Annotated in this window: 17 protein-coding genes; all 17 read right to left on the bottom strand. The window is 39.8% G+C overall.

Annotated elements, in window-relative coordinates:
* Positions 1 to 27: 27 nt before the first annotated feature.
* Positions 28 to 1,710, bottom strand: a complete 1,683-nt coding sequence (locus M313_RS0103935; protein ID WP_010192679.1) for a glycoside hydrolase family 13 protein — start codon at positions 1,708 to 1,710, stop codon at positions 28 to 30.
* A 65-nt stretch (positions 1,711 to 1,775) separates the two neighbouring features.
* Positions 1,776 to 3,191, bottom strand: coding sequence for a PTS system trehalose-specific EIIBC component (gene treP, locus M313_RS0103930; RefSeq protein WP_010192678.1), 1,416 nt, complete (start codon positions 3,189 to 3,191; stop codon positions 1,776 to 1,778).
* 58 nt (positions 3,192 to 3,249) lie between these two features.
* A complete protein-coding gene (locus tag M313_RS0103925; protein ID WP_010192677.1) occupies positions 3,250 to 3,759 on the bottom strand; it encodes a PTS sugar transporter subunit IIA in 510 nt (169 codons plus the stop codon).
* 137 nt (positions 3,760 to 3,896) lie between these two features.
* The gene (locus M313_RS22630; protein WP_157182408.1) at positions 3,897 to 4,292 is read right to left on the bottom strand and encodes a CBO0543 family protein; all 396 of its coding nucleotides are present in this window, start codon (positions 4,290 to 4,292) and stop codon (positions 3,897 to 3,899) included.
* Positions 4,293 to 4,930: 638 nt separating this feature from the next.
* Entirely contained in the window at positions 4,931 to 5,413 is a 483-nt protein-coding gene (locus M313_RS0103915; protein ID WP_010192673.1) for a hypothetical protein, read from the bottom strand.
* A 78-nt stretch (positions 5,414 to 5,491) separates the two neighbouring features.
* Positions 5,492 to 6,754: an MBL fold metallo-hydrolase gene (locus M313_RS24495; RefSeq protein ID WP_187442511.1), complete on the bottom strand. Its 1,263-nt coding sequence runs from the start codon at positions 6,752 to 6,754 to the stop codon at positions 5,492 to 5,494.
* Between the two features lie 74 nt (positions 6,755 to 6,828).
* Positions 6,829 to 9,036 carry an alpha/beta hydrolase gene (locus tag M313_RS24490; RefSeq protein WP_010192669.1) on the bottom strand — a complete coding sequence of 736 codons (2,208 nt, stop codon included), beginning with the start codon at positions 9,034 to 9,036 and terminating at the stop codon, positions 6,829 to 6,831.
* 21 nt (positions 9,037 to 9,057) lie between these two features.
* On the bottom strand, positions 9,058 to 10,521 hold the full coding sequence (gene panF / locus M313_RS0103900; protein WP_010192666.1) for a sodium/pantothenate symporter: 1,464 nt from the start codon (positions 10,519 to 10,521) through the stop codon (positions 9,058 to 9,060).
* Positions 10,518 to 10,808: a YhdT family protein gene (locus tag M313_RS0103895; protein WP_010192664.1), complete on the bottom strand. Its 291-nt coding sequence runs from the start codon at positions 10,806 to 10,808 to the stop codon at positions 10,518 to 10,520. Before M313_RS0103895 ends, panF begins: the two co-directional genes overlap by 4 nt.
* 439 nt (positions 10,809 to 11,247) lie before the next feature.
* Complete coding sequence (locus M313_RS0103885) at positions 11,248 to 12,414, bottom strand: acyl-CoA dehydrogenase family protein (protein WP_010192659.1); 1,167 nt, start codon at positions 12,412 to 12,414, stop codon at positions 11,248 to 11,250.
* A gap of 67 nt (positions 12,415 to 12,481) precedes the next feature.
* Complete coding sequence (locus M313_RS24485) at positions 12,482 to 13,018, bottom strand: DUF6241 domain-containing protein (RefSeq protein ID WP_010192657.1); 537 nt, start codon at positions 13,016 to 13,018, stop codon at positions 12,482 to 12,484.
* 152 nt (positions 13,019 to 13,170) lie between these two features.
* Positions 13,171 to 13,617 carry a pyridoxamine 5'-phosphate oxidase family protein gene (locus M313_RS0103875; protein ID WP_010192655.1) on the bottom strand — a complete coding sequence of 149 codons (447 nt, stop codon included), beginning with the start codon at positions 13,615 to 13,617 and terminating at the stop codon, positions 13,171 to 13,173.
* Positions 13,618 to 13,761: 144 nt separating this feature from the next.
* The gene (locus M313_RS22610; protein ID WP_010192654.1) at positions 13,762 to 15,006 is read right to left on the bottom strand and encodes a D-alanyl-D-alanine carboxypeptidase family protein; all 1,245 of its coding nucleotides are present in this window, start codon (positions 15,004 to 15,006) and stop codon (positions 13,762 to 13,764) included.
* Between the two features lie 199 nt (positions 15,007 to 15,205).
* Positions 15,206 to 16,798, bottom strand: a complete 1,593-nt coding sequence (locus tag M313_RS0103865) for a M2 family metallopeptidase (RefSeq protein WP_034774149.1) — start codon at positions 16,796 to 16,798, stop codon at positions 15,206 to 15,208.
* 60 nt (positions 16,799 to 16,858) lie between these two features.
* The gene (locus M313_RS0103860) at positions 16,859 to 17,746 is read right to left on the bottom strand and encodes a GNAT family N-acetyltransferase (protein WP_010192651.1); all 888 of its coding nucleotides are present in this window, start codon (positions 17,744 to 17,746) and stop codon (positions 16,859 to 16,861) included.
* 545 nt (positions 17,747 to 18,291) lie between these two features.
* Complete coding sequence (locus M313_RS26755; protein WP_326929585.1) at positions 18,292 to 18,630, bottom strand: GNAT family N-acetyltransferase; 339 nt, start codon at positions 18,628 to 18,630, stop codon at positions 18,292 to 18,294.
* Positions 18,631 to 18,842: 212 nt separating this feature from the next.
* Positions 18,843 to 19,181: a hypothetical protein gene (locus M313_RS0103845; protein ID WP_010192643.1), complete on the bottom strand. Its 339-nt coding sequence runs from the start codon at positions 19,179 to 19,181 to the stop codon at positions 18,843 to 18,845.
* Between the last annotated feature and the right edge of the window lie 2 nt (positions 19,182 to 19,183).

The raw sequence follows: 19,183 nt of genomic DNA, 5'->3' as shown, positions 1-19,183 counted from the left end.
CTTTTTCTATATATTAAATAATAGATGTTAATTCAATAAATACACTCGCGCTTCATAAGGCTGCAAAGTGAATTCAGCAATATTACTTTGTTCTTCTACCGTATAGTTGCTTAATAATAGTTGTTTAGTCATAAAGTTAATATCTCTTGGTAGTTTGAAAACCGGATTGTTGTCATAGAAGTTGCAAATCACAAGCAGCCTTTTGTTTTGATAGCTTCTAACATAGGCGAAAATCTCTGGTTCATCCTCAAGTATCAATTGGTAATCTCCATAAACAATCAGTTCATTTTGTTTTCGTAATTGAATCAATCGTTTGTAATAATGAAAGATAGAATGTTCATTATTTCTTTCCGCTTCTACATTGATAGATTTGTAATTCGGGTTTATTGCGAGCCAAGGTTCCCCGCTAGAAAAACCACCTTGCTCTTCATCATTCCACTGCATCGGAGTTCTGGCATTGTCCCTGCTTTTTTTGAAGAGACTTTCCATCACTTCCTCTTCACTCCATCCCTGCTCTTTTAAGTCAGAATAAGCTTGAAGAGTTTCAATATCTTTGTAAGATTTGATTGAATCAAATCTTACATTTGTCATGCCGATTTCTTCCCCTTGGTAGACATATGGAGTACCTTTCATCATATGAAGAAGCGTAGCCAGCATTTTAGCTGTTTCCACTCGGTATTTTCCGTCGTTTCCAAATCTAGAGACGGATCTTGGTTGATCATGGTTATTAAAATAAAGACTGTTCCAGCCGTTTTCTGCGAGCGCATACTGCCACCTTGATAAACTCTGTTTGAGATCAAGTAAATCTAGTTCCTTCAAGTCCCATTTTCCGTGCGGTCCATTATCCAATCCCATATGTTCAAATTGAAAAACCATGTTCAGTTCATTTCTCTCTTCTCCTGTATACTCTTTTGCTTGATCAGGAGTAACCCCAGGCATTTCTCCAACGGTCATGACATCATATTGGGATAATACCTTCTCATTCATTTCTTTCAAATAATCATGAATCTTTGGGCCGTTACGGTAGTACTTACTTCCCGAAGCATATTTTTTCCCGTGTTTGATCTCTGCGTCAGGCATGTTTTCTACTTTAGAAATAAAGTTGATGACGTCCATCCTAAAACCGTCAACACCTTTGTCCAACCACCATTTCATCATGCGATACACTTCTTCACGAAGCTGTTCGTTTTCCCAGTTTAGGTCTGGCTGCTTTTTGGAGAATAAGTGCAAGTAGTAATCTTTTGTTTCTTCATTGTATTCCCAAGCAGAACCTCCGAAATTGGATGCCCAGTTGTTCGGCTCCTTGCCGTCTCCTTTTGGGTCTCTCCAAATATAATAGTCACGATACGGATTCTCCCTAGATGTTTTCGCCTGCACAAACCACTCGTGCTCATCAGAAGTATGATTGACCACAAGGTCCATAATCAATTTCATCTCTCTCATATGTATCTGTTGTAACAGTTCTTCCCAATCTTCCATCGATCCGAACTCGTCCATTATTTTCATGTAGTTACTAATGTCGTATCCATTATCATCATTTGGCGATTCGTAAACGGGTGATAGCCATATGGTATCGATACCAAGTTCCTTCAGATAATCTAGCTTCATAATAATGCCTTGGATATCACCAATTCCATCTCCGTTGGAATCCATAAAACTACGAGGATAAATTTGATATACGACACTTTCCTTCCACCAAGAATGATTCATCTATCAATCTCTCCCTTCCTAATTGAAAAAATTGCAAAAAGGGGTCCAACCCCTTTTTACAATCTCTACGCTTCTTTTCTCATTTTCACTTTTGCTATTAAGAAAGTAATGACAAATGGTACGACAAGCACAATTCCCATTCCAAGGAAGAAAATTGGCCAGTATTCCGCCATAATGGAGAAGAAAGCAGGTATTCCACCAACCCCAATGGACGGAGCTTTAACACCAGCAATGGTGATGATGATCCCTGCAATGGCAGATCCAATCATCGCTGCAAAAAATGGATAGCGGAAACGTAAGTTAACACCAAACATTGCTGGTTCTGTAATCCCCAACCAAGCAGAAATGGAAGATGTTAACGCCAATCCTTTCAACTTCTCATCTTTCGTCGCAAGCATCATGGCAAAAGCAGCTGAACCTTGTGCGATGTTAGACAGGGCAACCATCGGCCATAAGAATGTTCCACCAATTGTCGCAATGAGCTGAAAATCTACTGCAAGGAAAGTATGATGCATCCCTGTAATTACTAACGGTGCATATAAACCACCATAAATAAGTCCACCTAGTGCAGGAACTGCATCAAAAATTCCGACAAAGCCGTTCGTCAGGAAATTACCGATAGCAAATGTAACAGGTCCGATTGCTACAAATGTAACGAATCCTGTCAATAACAAAGTGATTGGCGGTACGATAAGCATATGAAACGCATCACTTACACGTTTGGTTAAAAATTGTTCTACTTTAGCCAATACAAATGCTGCAACAAGAACAGGCAATACTTGTCCTTGGTATCCGACTTTTTCAATCTCTAATCCGAAGAATTTCCAAGTTTCAACTGCTCCATCTTCTTGTGCTTCTGCATATCCCCATGCATTAAGAAGATCAGGATGCACAAGCATAAGTCCAAGCACAATCCCTAACAGTTCACTGCCGCCAAAACGCTTTGCGGCGGACCAACCAATCAGCCCCGGCAAAAAGACAAAGGCGGTATTGGCTATAAGGTTAATGATACTTGCAATATCCGCCCATTCTGTATGAACATCAATAACAGATTGTTCATCATAAAAGATACCAGGCCCTGTTAATAAATTGTTTATCCCCATTAGTAAACCTGCTGTAACGATAGCTGGCAGTATCGGAATAAAAATATCCGCCAAAGTTTTTATGGCACGCTGCAAGGGATTCAAGTTGGATTCGGCAGCTTTTTTCACATCATCTTTAGAAGCCTCCCCAACACCGGTAATGTCTACAAACTCTTTGTAAACCTTATTGACCGTTCCTTGTCCAATTACAACTTGGAATTGACCATTAGTGGAGAAAGAACCCTTCACTACATCAATGCTTTCTAACGCTTTTTGGTCCACCTTACTTTCATCATGCAAAGCCAAACGGAGACGAGTCACACAATGTGTGGCTGCGCTAACGTTTTCTTTTCCCCCTAAGGCTTGGACAATCTCTTCCGTCTGTTTTCTTATGTCCATTTCTGTTTCCTCCTGTATGCCTTCTCTATTCGTTTAAAAATCTAATATTAGGTGATACTTAATTTTTCATTGTAAGATGAAATAATTCCGTTTGGCCTTTTACAGCTTCAGCCATGGATTTCTTATTAAGGCTCTCGACATTTTCACCATTTGTTATGACGATAGGAGTGATAATATCAGCTGCCTTTTCTTTGATAAGATCGATATTAAAAGTAATCAATTTGTCTCCAGCTTTTACTTTATCGCCCTCTTTTACATGCCCTTCAAAACCTTCTCCATTCATGGATACCGTCTCAAGCCCAACATGGATAAGTATTTCCGCACCAGAGAGGGAACGAATACCAATTGCATGTTTTGTATGGAAGAACTGCACGATTTCTCCATCAACTGGTGAAACCACTTCTCCTTCAGATGGAACAATCGCCAACCCATCTCCCATCATTTTCTGTGAAAACGTTGGATCTGGAACCTCACTCAACTCTGTCACTCTTCCACTCAATGGTGCAAGGATGGTTTCCTCTGCAGGAGTTTCGGTGGTTTCTTTCATTCCGAATAGTTTTTTGAACATGATAATCCCTCCAAAATAGTAGATATATTATTTCTTTATAAGATTCTAATTCACTCGAAAAACGCTTACATTTTTACAACAACTTGTATATACATGTCGATGTAAATTAGTCTAACTTGTATATACATGTTAGTCAACTAAAAAGTAGTCTGCTTCTTTTTTATAAAAAAGAAAAGGCTTCTAGTGGCTATTGCCAAAAAAATAAAGGCGAAAAATGATTTCGTGTGGGACCATTCTTTCAAATCCAGCATGCCAAACATCAGAAAGAGTGGTTCAAAAATAAAAGATAGTACTGCTGCAGATATTACACTGCCAATGACAAATGATTTCCATGTAGACGTATACTGGTAAAGGAGCATAAACATGACAGGAATAACTGCTGTATCTGCTGGGAGCAGTGTTTGAATGTCATTGTTTAATTTAAAGGGGTAGCTCCACTTCCCATATTCTGTCCCGAGTATATCCAGCCACGTCGCCATTGCAGCCCAAAAGAGACCAAAGGCCAGAACCTCGAACATTCTAGATTTTTCCACTACCCTCCACCATAACAACCATGGCCAAAATATGGAGGCGAATAGCAGCCACCAGCGGGGATCGGCAATTGAGCTTAGAACTATCCAATTGTATAGGTAGTTAAGATTGACAATCTCCATTATGTACATTCCCTCTCTTTATCACCTTAAACACCTTTATTAACGGTCATAAGTTGTTTTATTTTCCCCTACTGCTCTTAAATTACTCTTTTTTCTGATAATACAATAAGAAAAAACTGGCCAAAATGCCCCTTAATAGCCGCTGTGATTTCCGCAAATGGCTTCGTTTTCCTAGGGGCTGACGAGAGCCTCCTCGGCTACGCCTGTGGGGTCTCCACCTAGCGCTATTTCCCTCAGGAGACTTCGTCTTTTGCACCAATCAACAGCTGAAAATTACGAAAAAGAAATGTTATTGCTTAATCAGTTAACTCAGTTAAATGCCTTTTTATAAACCTTTAAGTAATAGAAGTCACCTTGTTGATTGGAGCGGAAGGCGCGCAGACGCCCGCGGGAGTAAGGGACAGGTGAGACCCCGCAACGGAGTGAGGAGACTCACGGACCGCCCGCAGGCAAGCGAAGCGCCTGGAACGGAAATCAACCGTCTTGTAATACAAAAAACACTGCAGGTTATGCAGTGTTTAGAGTGATATGGTCGTCGTTATTGGGAGGAAGGAGAATATTTTGAAGGTTATTTTGACTTTTTCTGCTGCTTCTACGCTTCCTTCCCTTTTTTGGTCTGTAATGTAGATGCTATAAATTTCTTCTTTTTTGGAAGTGTCACTTGGAATCGTGACCTCCTCTAATTCCTCAAACTCCTCTGTTTGCGTCGTCATAAATGACTGATCTAGACTGGAATTACCCCCACTATATACTCCTTTCAGTTTAATGCTGTATGCAGTGATGGGTAGCTCTTTTTCTTGGCCGTCAACCATGGAAGCGCTGGATACTTTAATTGGCATGACGTATGGATTCTGCAGGCTTAATGACACGCCGTTTTGATTTGATTCTTTTACTGCTGATGCAATAACTTCTTCTTTGGTGGTATGGATGTACAGCATAAATAAGAAAAGACTGATTATTAGTGCTAGTGTCAGACGAACTGGTTTTTTTAGTTTTCTCAATTTTTCAAGGCTCCTCGTTTTGGCTTTTAGATATTGGCTCTTATCTACTTACATAACACCATTCGAGAGATATAAAACCTATTCGTCCTTCGCACCTGCTTCATATTCATCCACCAAATCTCCTTGATCATCATAAAGCTGGGCTTTATCTCCGTTATTATTCCATAAATGATCACTGAGCCAATGGATATATTTTTTAAAATGTTGCTTATGTGCACCTGAAGCAATATAAATTGTTTCGCCTGGTTGGAGCTTATAATTTTCAGGGAAATCAAATGTTTGATATCCTTTCTTACTGACAAGCTTCCAAAAGGACATATCAACTGTTTCAGCGCTTTTATTTTCTAATGTAACCATTTCTTCTTTTACGTCCAAGCCTGTGATGACAATCGATTTCTTTGTTTTTTGCTTTTGCTGATTAGCATATAGCCATGGACGATTGTTGACAAATAAAAGCTTTCCATCTGTTGAAAAAACAATACTTCCAGATTCAGCAGTATTGTAAATATCTGCACCGCTCTCAATCAATCTGTTTAAAACAGGCAAATGCGGATGATGGAAGTCATTATTTTTCCCGGCGGATATTACGGCGATTTTAGGCTGGACATCCTTTAAGAACGAGGCGGTAGAGGAACTGTTAGAACCATGATGCGCAACCTTTAAGATGGTCGATTCAAGGTTATATTTCCTGCTCATTCTCTTTTCTTCTTGTTCCTCAGTATCTCCCATCAAAAGAAACTTCATCTCTCCATATGTAATATGAAGGACAATAGATGCATTGTTTGTTTCTTTTTCTTCGGAACCGCTGTTTAACACCTTAATTTTCAAATCCGGATCAATGTCCAACTTCATTTTTTCTTTTGCATATTGAACAGGGACGATGTTGTTCCATACGTATTGTTTGTATTGAATAAATGTTAAAGTTGTATGGGCCTTGCCGCTGTCTAATATTTTCTTAACAGGTAGCTTTTCGAGTAAGGATGGAATGCCTCCAATATGATCAAAGTCAGGATGAGTGATGACTAACAAATCAATGGACGACACGCTTACCTTTTTTAAATAAGCAAGCAGCTTTTTCGACGATTCTTTTGGTCCTGTATCTACAAGTACGTTGGAACCATTGGGGGTTTGCAAGAGGATTGCGTCTCCTTGCCCCACATCAATAAAGTGAACAAGCAAAGGGAGGGAAACGATGTTGCTGTCTTTCGGTTTTTCTATTTCATAAAGAAATGAGGATGCATCATTTTGATTAATGGAAAGTGGTGTCAAAGTACTTGACTCAGGAGCATTTAGAGGTTGAAGAAGAATGGAGAGAAGCAGCAGTATGATAATTTTTTTCATGTTCAACCTACTCTCCCCCTTTTGTAATCTGTCTATATTTACTATGAGGGAGAGCGGGTATTTTTATTCATTGATTAGTTGTTAAAGCCAATGTTATCTAAGAAAATCAAACCACTTTCGGTCTGGTTGAACTCAAAGGTAACCTCTTCTATCTGTGAGTAATCTATATCTGGAAAGTTCTCTTTTAAATAATCCAAAGGAATACCGTATGTTTGAAGCATATGTTCATATGAATTGCCGTAACGATCGTTCCACCAACCATATCGATACAATGTAGTGGTATACGTAGGTTCAATGAAAATTGTCTTTTTGATCCTCCCATCAAAATTCGCCATACCCTTTGGTTTGACACTTACTGAAACTGGGATTGCTTTATTTTCAAATCCCTCCGGTACATTAATATGATAAAAATCATACCTTGTTGGATGGGCCTGTACTGCATCAAACCTCAATACTGTTTCTTCTGAGAAGTTATCGGCAGCCCCTTCAGGCAATGTGATGGTATATCTACTATTTTTATTTGTCCAACCTAGCTTTACTACCTGATTATTTTGCTGTTCTTTGTTTCTTTGAAGTAAATTTATCTCCTTCCACACACGAAGGTTATTTCCATGTAACCTACCGCCGTCTTGGGTAGTTTTGGTTACATCTGCATCCTCCTCAAATGTAGCGATAGATTGAAAGTCCCGATCCTCAAAACGCATTCTAAGCGGATCGGTTGGAATCCACGATGAAGCAATCTCCTTATTAGAAAAAACTTCACGGTATTCACGTTTCCCTTTTAAAGTGGCGTCAAGAAAGGAAGAAACATACACTTTGGTGATTTCTCTTTGCATATCCGGATCCATTATTTCTTTCCGATTCATAAACCACCAATACGGGCTTGGCTGATCCACTTCCCAGTCAGAATTGAATTGGCCGTGATTGGCTCCATTGATATAAATGCTGCTTTTGAACCCGTCAAAGTCATCTGTGAAAGATATCCGCTGAAATTGTCTCATACCAAGGTAATTCGTATGGTCGGTATCATTCCCACCTTGAAGGGTAAGGTAATTGACGTCTTGCAGGCTAACTGGCTGATCTCCAGGTTTGAACCGGCCATCACCAGGCGATAATCCAATCAATGACTTTATGGAAAAATCAAAGTTCAAACTTACTTTTGCGTTATTCGGAAACCGATCAAGCTCATTGAAAAGCTGAGCGGTACTAACAGCTTCCCCTCCCCTCGAATGGCCGATGAGAGCAATATTATCCATGTCCACTTTATTGAATAGCGCATGTGTTTTGTCTTCGTTCCATGACTGCCACAGTTCTAAATGTTTCAATAACAGCCATGCCCTGCCTGCATTATCCCAGCCGATATGACCTGTTTTTCCGGAGTTGATGAAATTCTGGTCCACTGAGGCAACAATATACCCTTTACTTGCAAGCATTTCTCCAAGATAGGCGTATCCACCATCGGAAAAATCGGCCATATTATGATTACCATGAACGATTAACACGAGAGGATATGGTTCTTCTTCTTCATTTTCAGGCATCCACACTCGACCATTCAATGGGGCATTGTATAAATCAAAGCCCCAAAACCATTCACGATACCATTTATTCAAACCTTTAGGCTGGGCAACAAATGACGACATATTGACAGAATGAGACTCAAATTTCACATTTCTATATTCTTCCCTGCGTTCATCCTTGCCACTTCCATATGTAAAATACTGTACTTTGGCACCTCCACTATCAGCCGGATTTGGTAAAGCTGTTGCATTATTCTCTATTTCAAGTGACCAAGGACCTTCCTTCCCATCTGTAACTACTAGATAGGCAGCAGCTACGTGCAAGCCTAACGTAATAAAACCAAAAAAGACAAAAAATGCTTTTTTCTTATTCCGAAATAAAAAAGCAGTTACTCCTAAGAATACAGACAGCACTAGAATGGTAAAACCCATTAACCGGAAAAACGGACCCATAAATGCGCCAACACTATATATCACAACGATACAAGCAACAATGACAGCCACCAGAATTCTTGGTAATCCTCCTAAAATGTTCAAGAGGACTAAAGTTATTCCTAGGCCTAACACTAATGCCAATAAACCCGTACCTACAATTAATAGGATATCAAACCATTTTCCAGCACCGGTAAAGAAGAAATAACTTAATACGATTACAAAAATGGATATATAAAGGATAAGACTTATTACAAGATACCTACTGCTTTCCCGCATAAAGCCACTAGCTTTTTCTATACTGTTATTATAAAGCTGTTTGAGCTTGTCCATTTTTAACTCCTACTCATTTAATTAAAGCAAATATTTGTTTATAATTTCTTGGTGTTCCTGCCTCTTTCGATTTCTTCCTACAATGCTACACATTATATATGCCAAAAGAGAAAGCATCACTGGTATTACGACACTATGCATTCCAAATGCATCAGGGTAATATATTGTAATTCCTATATAGGTAAATACCCCTGTAAAAATGGAAGCTAAAGCTCCAACTGCGTTGCCAGCTTTCCAATAAAGACCCAAAACCACCGGCCAAATAAAGGCCGCTTCCAATCCACCAAAGGCAAATAGATTTAAGGTAATAAGGAATGCCGGCGGATCAATGGCCATAAAGAACACAAGTACTCCTACGACAGCTGTTACGCCTATGCTTATCCTCTTGATATTTTTTTCCGGAGCGTCAGGACGAATATAATTTAAATATACATCCTTCACAATGGAAGAACTCACAATTAGCAAAAGGGAGTCAACCGTTGACATGATGGCAGCCATCGGTGCTGCCAAGACAATTCCTGCTAACCAACCTGGCAAAACATGCAGGGCTAATAGTGGCATGACAGTATCTGGAGTATCTAATCCAGGTAAAACTGCTCTTCCAAATACACCTGCCAAGTGCATGCCTAGCATAATAAATCCTACGACGATGGTACCAATAATCAACGCTGCATGCATGGCTTTTGAGTTTTTATATGACATCGCCCTGACAGCCACTTGTGGAAGGCCAACTACGCCTACCCCCACCAGGATCCAAAAAGAAGAAACATATAATGGCGTCAGAGACCCATCTGCTCCAAAAGGGGTAATAAGATTAGGGTTTTCCGCCATTAAATCACTCATGATTGCAGGAATGCCGCCACCGGCAATGATGGTTCCTGCCAATATGACAACGGTACCAACCACCATGATAATTCCTTGCACCCCATCTGTAATGGCGACCGCACGGAATCCACCGATGATTACATATACCAATACGGAAGCAGCAAAGACAAATAATGCAGAAATATAAGAAAGACCAGTTATTGACTCAATCAGTCTTGCCCCGCCTATCCATTGTGCTGCCATCGCGGAAAAAAGGAAAAGAATGATGCTGCTTGCAGATAATAATACTACCAACTTACTCTGATATCTTTCCTTTAAAAAATCAATCAAGGTGATGGCTTTCATTTTTCTTGCGATAATGGCGAATTTCTTACCTAAAATCGTTAAAACAAAATACCCTGTCACCACTTGTATCATAGCCAACAGTACCCAACCGAGTCCTGTCTGGTAAGCAATTCCAGGTCCTCCAATGAAACTGGAGGCACTTCCATACGTTGCAACCATTGTCATTGCCAGCAACAGTCCGCCAAGCTCTCTCCCCCCAAGGAAATAATCTTGGACAAATGAAGAGGAATTTGCTAATTTCCTAGATGCAAAAACTCCAATAAGAAAAATAATAATGAGAAATATCAACAAAGGAATGATCACTTGCAAGTTCATGGGCGATCTCCTTCTTCATCTGACTCTAAAGGAAGATCCTGAAAAAAGAATCGAACAACTAGAATGACGAGTATAATGATGATGAAAAAGCCCAGAATACAACTATAAAAAAACCAAGCGGGAAAACCTAATATATATGTATATGATTCGACTGGCTTTGATCCAAAACCGTAAGCAAAACCGTACCACCAAGCAAAATGAAAAAGAACAATCGCAATCCCAATCCATGCTTCTCTATGTGCAATGGGGTAGCGCCAATCTCCTTTTCTCTTCTTGTTTTCGTGCATAAAATCACTCTCTTTTTAATTCATTATGTATCTCTAAAAAAACATTTATTTATAAAAAAACTCTAGTTACTGGATGGATGCACTGTTCCTCTCCGCAAATGCCTTCGCTTTCCGCGGGACGGTGCTTGAGCCTCCTCCCAACGCTTCAGGGGTCTCAACCTACCGTTTCTCCCCCGCTGGAGTCTACGCCATTTGCTCCAATCCACAGCTAGAAACTACTAGAACGAAATAATACTATTTTTTCAGTTAACTCCGTTAGATGAATTCTCACAAGCCCTAAAGTAAAAGAAGTCACCTTGTTGATTGGAGTGGAAGACGCGCAGACGCCCGCGGGAGGAAGGGACAGGTGAGACCCCGGAAGGCAAAGCCTGAGGAGGCTCACGGACCGACCGCAGGCAAGCGAAGCGTCTGGAACGGAAATCAACGGAAACACGCTTTCTTAACTTTCTTTTAAAAAAGCCTGCTTTGCAAGCAATTCCATCGTAATTTCATCTGCAGGGGGATTGTGAAGGCCTGCTCGGACGTCGCGATAATGGCGTTGAAGAGGATGTTCCGCATGCAGGCTTTGGGCGCCGACTATCCGCATCGCTTCATCAACAATGGAAATGGCACTATTTGTTGCAACAAGTTTAGCTGTGGCAAGCTCACCAATAAGTTTATCGCGTTTGTCAGGCTCTTCATCCCATAGTCTCGCCACGCTGTACAATAAATGCCTGGCTGCAGTCAATTCCACATCCATCTTTGCAACCCGTTCTCTTACTTTCGGTACTTCCCTAATAGGATGAGGAAGGCTGTTCGGATGATACGAATCAGCAAATGAAACTGCCTCGTTTCTTGCCGCTATTGCTATGCCTAAGTAACAAGCGGGTATATGTAGTAGCCACCCTTGTGGTTTTGGTGATTTTTTCTTTTTTATATACAAAAGTGCTTCTTTACTTGCCATGACTTCTGATAACACCAAATCGTCACTTCTAGTGGCTCTCATGCTCATAGAGTTCCACGTTTCTTCTATTGAGATTCCTTTCAGTTCGCGCGGAAGCAAAAACTCTCCTACATCTTCTGTTCCTTCCACGCTTGCAGATATGATGAAGTAATCCAAGACTGGGGCAAGGGAAGTGAAGTTTTTTCTCCCGTTAATTACCCAACCTCCGTTGGAATGCTTCTTTGCAACCGTTTCAGGTTTTCCCCCTCTTGCAGGACTGCCTGTCTTTCTTTCGCTATGTGCACTGTTAATCAATTTTTTGTGCTGAACAATATCCTGGCATACCATTTCATAAATATTCTGCGGCCATGAACGATTAATTCCTTCATTCATCATGATTCCTAAATGCCAACCAAGACTCAGCGCAGTGGGACCATCACCTTGAGCAATGGTTTCCTGCAGTAAAACAAAGTCATAAAGCCCTGCTCCTTTCCCACCATATTTCTTTGGTATGGTTAAATCGAGGACTCCTGCACCCTTAAGCGCTTGGAAATTTTCAAAAGGAAAGACAGCATTCTGATCATAATGACCAGCACGGGTAGAAAAATCCGAAGCCAAAGAAGATGCTAAAGAGTAAATATGTTCTTGCTCTTCTGTTCTTGCAAAACTTCTGATTTCATTCATCTGACATATACCACCTTTGTACTGTGCGAATTACCCATCATTTTACCACAAGGTGATGTTGTATCCATTATTTAAACTTGATATTTGGATTTTTCAAGTAATCTTTTTCTTCTTCTTCTGTCATTACGCCAGTTGCTTTCCCAACAGTCCCATTAAGCAACGACCACACTCGATTATGATCTATGTCAGCTGTGGAAAAGTCCCCTTTCTGCCATTTTGTCAGAATTTCCACATACACTTCCTCATGTTTATAATCGGCTTCTTTTACTTTCTCTAATAGCCAATCAATTCTTTCCGGCGTCATCTTATAGTGTGTCCACTTGCTTTCCGCTTTAACTTTTTGATGGGACATCCAATGAATGTAATTAACAACATGAACCTCATTCAAATTCTTTTTATGATCAAAAGGATTATCTTGTTCGACTGAAATATTTCTTGAAGTGGATATTGTACTAGAAGAAGCTTGATTCCCTTGACTCCCTGTAAGTCCTGTTCCCTGAAATGGTGACGTGTACAAATAATAAGTAATCAGTGCACCTGCCAAAAGAAAAACAGCCACAAAGGGAAGGAGTTTGCCCTTGTTCGATTTAAACCAACTTTTCATAGAAACCCCTTTCATTTAGAAAAATTTACTATTCTATTATTATATATGGAAATGTATGACTTTTCCATGATTCTATTAAATTGGAGAGAGAATATTCAAGACAAACAAAAAGAGCTGCCCTCATTATTTGGACAGCCCTGTTCAGTAGTATATTAGCTTTTCAATAGTGCATAGACTTCTTCATCTAATTTTTTGGCAAGTTCTTCGTCATATGTCTTCACATAGTCAGGTTCCTGCGTTATTTTTCCGCCATAGAAGATAACATCTTCCACAGACTCAACCTCAACAGTTACCACACGATACTTCATTGTTTTATCAATAACTTCGGATACGGAACCTTTACCATTAATGGAATAGCAGCTTCCGTTTCCTACAACTCCTAAAATTAGATTAGGATTTTCTTGAATATTAAACGCACTCTCCGCTTTATGACCTAAAGCAAATTTAATGGTTTTACCATCTTCATGTGCAACCAGCCATGATACAATGCTTAAATTCGGTTTTTTCGTATCTTTGTCAGTTGTGATTAACGATACGATTTTTTCCCCTTGCAATAAATCAATCAATTGCTCGTTAAGCTCGCTCTCTTTTCTCGGCATATTCCTACCTCCTATTATCTACATATCTCCATTATATACAATCTTTGGACAACTCGCCAAACCCTTATTCATAACCTACCCCACTATTTTAATACAAAACAACGGAGCATCCTGCTGTTCTCACAGAATGCTCCGTTGTTAAACCTACCTATAATAACTGCTTCTTCTAGAATAAACGATAGAATCTGAGTAACGTTGTTGCATTTTCTTTTTCCTTCTTCTTCTTTGGAGCACATTCATAATAAAAAAGAAGATTAATAGGGAGATGAAAATAAAAATGGTTGGTATCAAGCTGCTCTTGGTTCCCGCATCTCCATTTACTGCTGATGAATTAGCCGGATCTGATGAAGTTGCAGTGGGAGCAGGTGTCAAATCATTCCGTTCTTGCTCGACTAACACGTTTTCTTCGAGGTGTTCCCGGTTGCCAATTTTCACAACTAAATCCTTGTCCTTGTTTACACGTAAGTTAATCGTTTCCTCATCCCGCTTCGCTACATGCACGTTTTTCGCAAGCATGTACTCTCTACCTGAAGCGTCTGTAACCATTTCACCTTTTTTGATTTCATCTGTAATAAAATTGGCAAATCCATAATCCAAAAGGGTCATCGTATCTTTATAGATGTAATACTTAGACGCAGCCTTCATGGTAACCACAATAAGATCCATACCATCCCTTTTCGCAGAAGTGACCAGTGTATGACCTGACTCCGGAACATACCCGTTCTTCACACCAGTTGTCCCTTCATAGTCCCATAACAATCGGTGATGGTTAAACAACGTGGTCTCCCACCCTTCACCTATCCATTCCATTTCCTTTGTTCCCACAATCTCCCTAAATGTTTCATTCTTCATTGCATACTGGGCGATTTTTGCCATATCCTGTGCAGTTGTTACATGATCAGGATGATATAAACCATGTGGGTTGGTAAAATTAGTATTTTTCACACCAACCTTTTCTTTCACAAACGTATTCATTCTCTTGGCAAAAGCTTTTTCGCTACCATCAAGATGTTCTGCAATAGCAGTGCCTGCATCATTTCCAGAGTTTATCAACAAGCCTTGGACCAACTTCTTAAGTGTAACCTTTTCACCTTCAAGTAAATAGACCCTAGTACCGTCCTGATCTCTCGCATTTTCACTAACAGTTACGATATCTTGTAGGTTCCCCTCTTCAATCGCAATGATTGCTGTTACAATTTTAGTGATACTTGCAGGATACATCTCACGCTTACTATCTTTTTCATATAAAGTATTACCTGATTTAGAATCAATTAATATAACGGACTCACTAAATAAGTCCCCAGGACCTTCTGCATGTACTGTTATTGAATTCCCAAAAACCATAACAAGTAATGGGATAATCACACAAAGTTGTAGTTTTTTTATCATAAAAGAAGACATACCTTTCTACTATATCTATTGTCAGTGTAGTGTTCTGTCATAAAAACTCGAAAAATCTCACTATCTACTATTTTATATTATATTTCTTGTATTTTCATGCAAAAATAAGGTTTTGTTAGAAAAGTCATAAAAACTTAACAAAAAAAAGGGTAAATAGAGGAAATCTCTACTTACCCGGTACTATTTTTCAGTTATTCACTTTTTGGTAGTCGCAATAGGCCTTTATAAAGTGTTCTGGGTTTAGAGGCTCTCCTGTCACTTTCTCAATTTTTTTATTCCAGTGATAGGTTGCTCCCGGTGCCAAAAATTCATCGCGAATAAACGCCCCGACCTTAAGGGAGAAAAACTCCTCAGAAACGTTGTTTTTAATATGCTGATAGAGTTGTGCAGCTGTCAGTTCACCCAACAAGTAGTTCTGATAATAAACCGGAGCAAGAGTAAAATGAATTTTTGCCGCCCAATCCGGATTGTTTCGGTCTTCTGGAGGATGAAGCAATTGAACTTTTTCCACTGTTTCCCACCAAAGAGCGTTAAGGTCCTGATCAGGATTTTCATACAGCTTTCTTTCAAAGAAAACAAACGTAATAATCCATCTTGCAGATATGAGCATTTTCAATTGTTCATGCTTTTCAAGGGATGGCATTAAGGTATCAAGTTTCGCATCGTCTAACTTCAAGAATTTAGAAAGCCATTCTCTGTTTTCCGTCATTTTCCCAAATAACATCGCAATGGACTCTGTTGTTAAAATGTGCGCGAAGCTTCTTAATAGATAGGGAAGATCACGGTTTACATATTTGTTGTATGCTGCATGGCCAAACTCATGTAGCATGGTTCCCATCCAATATGTATTATCGACGTTATTGCAAAGTACACGAATATCTCCCTCTCGGTTCATATCCATGCAAAACGCCGTAGGATTCTTTCCTTCACGCGGATTCAAATCGGATGATGCATACAAACCCTCAATTGGCATATCCATAGAATCGAATGTATCTGCAGTCAATTTTTCTAGATCTTGCCCTTTAAAATATGGATCAAGATTTGTTTGTTCGTTTGCAGGAGCTTCCTGGAAGAAAGGATCGACGTAATGCCAAGGTCGTAATTCTTCCACACTCACTCCGAACTTTTTGGTTAGTTCGTTATCTAATTCGCCTTTTAACCTGCGATAGGTGGTGTCCGACTGGTCTACAAGATTTTCAAACATAGAAAATACTTCTTCCAAATCGAGTTCCTGATTCGCAAACGACATTTCATAATAGTTTCCATAGCCTAACTTCCGTGCTGCTTCGTTTCGTTTTTTTACTAACGTCAATAGCTTATGCGACACTACTTGCCCCACTTCTTTGCTTGCCTTCCAAGCCTCTTCCCGCTCTTTGCTGTCGGTACTATTCAACAAAATATTTCTGATATCATTGGCTGATAATTTTTTCCCATTTACTTCAGGCAAGTACGTATTAAAAAGGTAGTTCAGCTCTGAGGACATGGTAGACATTTCTTCAATTGTTTCCTTATCCAATTGATTTTCTTTCATTCCATATTCGAGAATTTCTAACTGTCTTTTCTGTTCCGTCGTAAGTTCAGGATCTTGCAAGTAGGACTTTACCTGGTTGTAACGATCCTCATTGGCATAAAAAAGGCTGAATTCACTAGAAGCTTTACCGGCTTCTTCCGCCCATTTCTTTTCTCCAGTTGTTTGTGCCATCCATCCAGCATGAGTGGATTTTTTTAATAGTTTCTGAAACTGTTCATTTTGTTCTTCTAAAAACTTTTCAACCATCATGACGATCCCTCCAAAATTAACAAATAATATATGTACTTTGACTATAGCTTTTTATTTAAATTACCCGATATCCACACCTGCTGCTATTGGCTTCTTCATCCAAACTTGGTCCACTTTCGTCGAAAATCCTTTGTCAATAAGATAGTCATACACATTTTTATTGGACGTTTGAAAAAATGCTAACGTACACTGGTAAGATGCTACTGTCGGTGGGAAAAGATGAAAAAATAAAGCTTCCAATACTTTTTCCGGGTCTTTTTGTTCATCATTTATAAAGCAGTGAGTGACGACGATCGCCTTCAAGGTTCCGTCAGGACTATATTGCCTTTTGAACATGGCGTAAGCGGCAGTCTCCCCGTCAGGACCCATCAGCTGTAACGTTAAACCATCTTTCATACACCACCATTGACTTTGCCATGGCGTATCATGACGATAGATGGGTAAAAACTGGGCATCATGTGCCGATGTGATTACTGGATAAAATTCCAAGGAATCGTTAAACTCCACTGAAGTTTCTAGGGAAAGGTGTACCACATGATCCACAATCTTGTATCCTTTAGAATTGTATAAGGCAATTGCTTGGTCATTTTTAGAGATCGCTTCCAATGTTGATGTATGGATCCCTTTTGCTCTATAAATCTCACAAGCTTTTTCTACCAATAGCTTCCCAATTCCTTTTTTGCGATGAGTGGCAGCTACCCCAGTGCCGCCATTCCAGGCAATGTGATTATTCCCTATCTTTTTGCTTCCACTTAATAAGAGTCCTATAGGAGTCTCACCATCAAATGCAATGATAGATAAAGAAGCAGATATATTTTCCTGTCCCAATCTAGCAGCAAATCGGTCCACATCCATAGTTGCATCAAAAAAATACCCCTCAAAACCCTTGTTCCATGCTTCAAGTGCTTGATCTAATGTACACTCACTCAAACGTTTAATTTGATACATGTAAATGCCCCCTTACCCCTTCTACTTATAAATGAAGACAACCTAATTACTATCTTATAATAATAACAGAAAAACTTACAGTATATTCTAACAAATAGATTTTTTCTGAAATAAAATTCTGGTTGATTGGTTAATCGTCGCTGTTCCTTTCCGCAAATGGTTCGCTTTCCGCGGGACGGTGCTTAAGCCTCCTCACAACGCTTCAGGGGTCTCAACCTACCGTTACTCCCCCGCTGGAGTCTTCACCATTTGCTCCAATCCACAGCTAGAGGTGTAGTGAAAGTATTGTTATTGGTTATCAGTAACTCGTTAGGTATCTTTTTTTAGCCATAAGTTAAATGAAGTATCCTAGTTGATTGGAGTGGAAGGCGCGAAGACGCCCGCGGGAGGAAGGGACAGGTGAGACCCCGGAAGGCGAAGCCTGAGGAGGCTCACGGACCGCCCGCAAGCAAGCGAAGCGCCTGGAACGGAAATCAACTGGATTAAACCTTTTCAAAAAAAATACAGGTTGGAAATTATGGATTCCGACCTGTATTTCTAAACCTTTATTTACCTAAGTCTTCTCTAAGTATGGAAAAGACATTTGCATCATGAAATGTTCCACCTTGATATAAATATCCCCTCAAAAGGCCTTCATGAGTAAACCCTAATTTTTCCAAAACCTTTCTCGACCCGACATTTTCAGGATAGACATTGGCTCCAATTCGATGGAAATTCATCGCCTCGAACCCAAAGTGGACCAATGCCCCAATAGCCTCTGTTGCATAACCTTTTCCCCAATAAGGAATATCTATTTCATACCCTATTTCTGCACGTTGATGTTTTTCCGATATTGCATGAAAACCGCATGTTCCTATAAGACTATTCGTTTCCTTTTCAACGATTCCCCATCTATAAAGAGATGTATAGTCATCAATGAAATCTTTAATGAATTTTATTTGCCTCTATTTTTGTCTGGAAGGGCTCCATCCCATAAAATCTCGTCATCTCCGGTTGGGAAAAATAAGAAAAAATAACATCTGAATCTCTTAACGTAAGACTTCTTAACTGAAGTCGCTCGGTTCTGAGCATTGGTACTGGCTTTAACATGATCTCCCTACCCTTCTGTCATCTCTGCTACGATATATTGGTTTGTCCACATTTTTAACATGATAACGAGGCTTTCATCCCCTTTTGAAAATAGAAAGGTAGAACCTAATTGTTCTTCAAATACCCAACCGTTTTCTTCCACATGGGAAAGTACATCCTGTAATCCTGTACCTTCGTCCATTTTTGCCATAACTGTTGTCGAATCTTCTGCAGAGGAAAGTGTTACAACAGGTGAACCGGTCAAGGCTAACTTTGCCGCTCCCCTTACCTCTTCATTGAATGCAAGTAGTGTTCCTGTGACTAGTAGTATGCCTGTGAAAATGATGAGCCCCCATTTCCATTTCATTC

Origin of the sequence: Bacillus sp. m3-13 (assembly GCF_000175075.1) — a bacterium.
Lineage (GTDB): Bacteria > Bacillota > Bacilli > Bacillales > Bacillaceae_I > Sutcliffiella_A > Sutcliffiella_A horikoshii_C.
This window is presented reverse-complemented; position numbering and strand designations above follow the sequence as displayed.

Bases quoted from the DNA above. Each gene is read 5' to 3' on its own strand.
- M313_RS0103935 (WP_010192679.1), bottom strand. From the start codon at position 1,710: ATGAATCATTCTTGGTGGAAGGAAAGTGTCGTATATCAAATTTATCCT.
- treP (WP_010192678.1), bottom strand. From the start codon at position 3,191: ATGGACATAAGAAAACAGACGGAAGAGATTGTCCAAGCCTTAGGGGGA.
- M313_RS0103925 (WP_010192677.1), bottom strand. From the start codon at position 3,759: ATGTTCAAAAAACTATTCGGAATGAAAGAAACCACCGAAACTCCTGCA.
- M313_RS24495 (WP_187442511.1), bottom strand. From the start codon at position 6,754: ATGAAAAAAATTATCATACTGCTGCTTCTCTCCATTCTTCTTCAACCT.
- M313_RS24490 (WP_010192669.1), bottom strand. From the start codon at position 9,036: ATGGACAAGCTCAAACAGCTTTATAATAACAGTATAGAAAAAGCTAGT.
- panF (WP_010192666.1), bottom strand. From the start codon at position 10,521: ATGAACTTGCAAGTGATCATTCCTTTGTTGATATTTCTCATTATTATT.
- M313_RS0103895 (WP_010192664.1), bottom strand. From the start codon at position 10,808: ATGCACGAAAACAAGAAGAGAAAAGGAGATTGGCGCTACCCCATTGCA.
- M313_RS0103885 (WP_010192659.1), bottom strand. From the start codon at position 12,414: ATGAATGAAATCAGAAGTTTTGCAAGAACAGAAGAGCAAGAACATATT.
- M313_RS24485 (WP_010192657.1), bottom strand. From the start codon at position 13,018: ATGAAAAGTTGGTTTAAATCGAACAAGGGCAAACTCCTTCCCTTTGTG.
- M313_RS0103875 (WP_010192655.1), bottom strand. From the start codon at position 13,617: ATGCCGAGAAAAGAGAGCGAGCTTAACGAGCAATTGATTGATTTATTG.
- M313_RS22610 (WP_010192654.1), bottom strand. From the start codon at position 15,006: ATGATAAAAAAACTACAACTTTGTGTGATTATCCCATTACTTGTTATG.
- M313_RS0103865 (WP_034774149.1), bottom strand. From the start codon at position 16,798: ATGATGGTTGAAAAGTTTTTAGAAGAACAAAATGAACAGTTTCAGAAA.
- M313_RS0103860 (WP_010192651.1), bottom strand. From the start codon at position 17,746: ATGTATCAAATTAAACGTTTGAGTGAGTGTACATTAGATCAAGCACTT.
- M313_RS0103845 (WP_010192643.1), bottom strand. From the start codon at position 19,181: ATGAAATGGAAATGGGGGCTCATCATTTTCACAGGCATACTACTAGTC.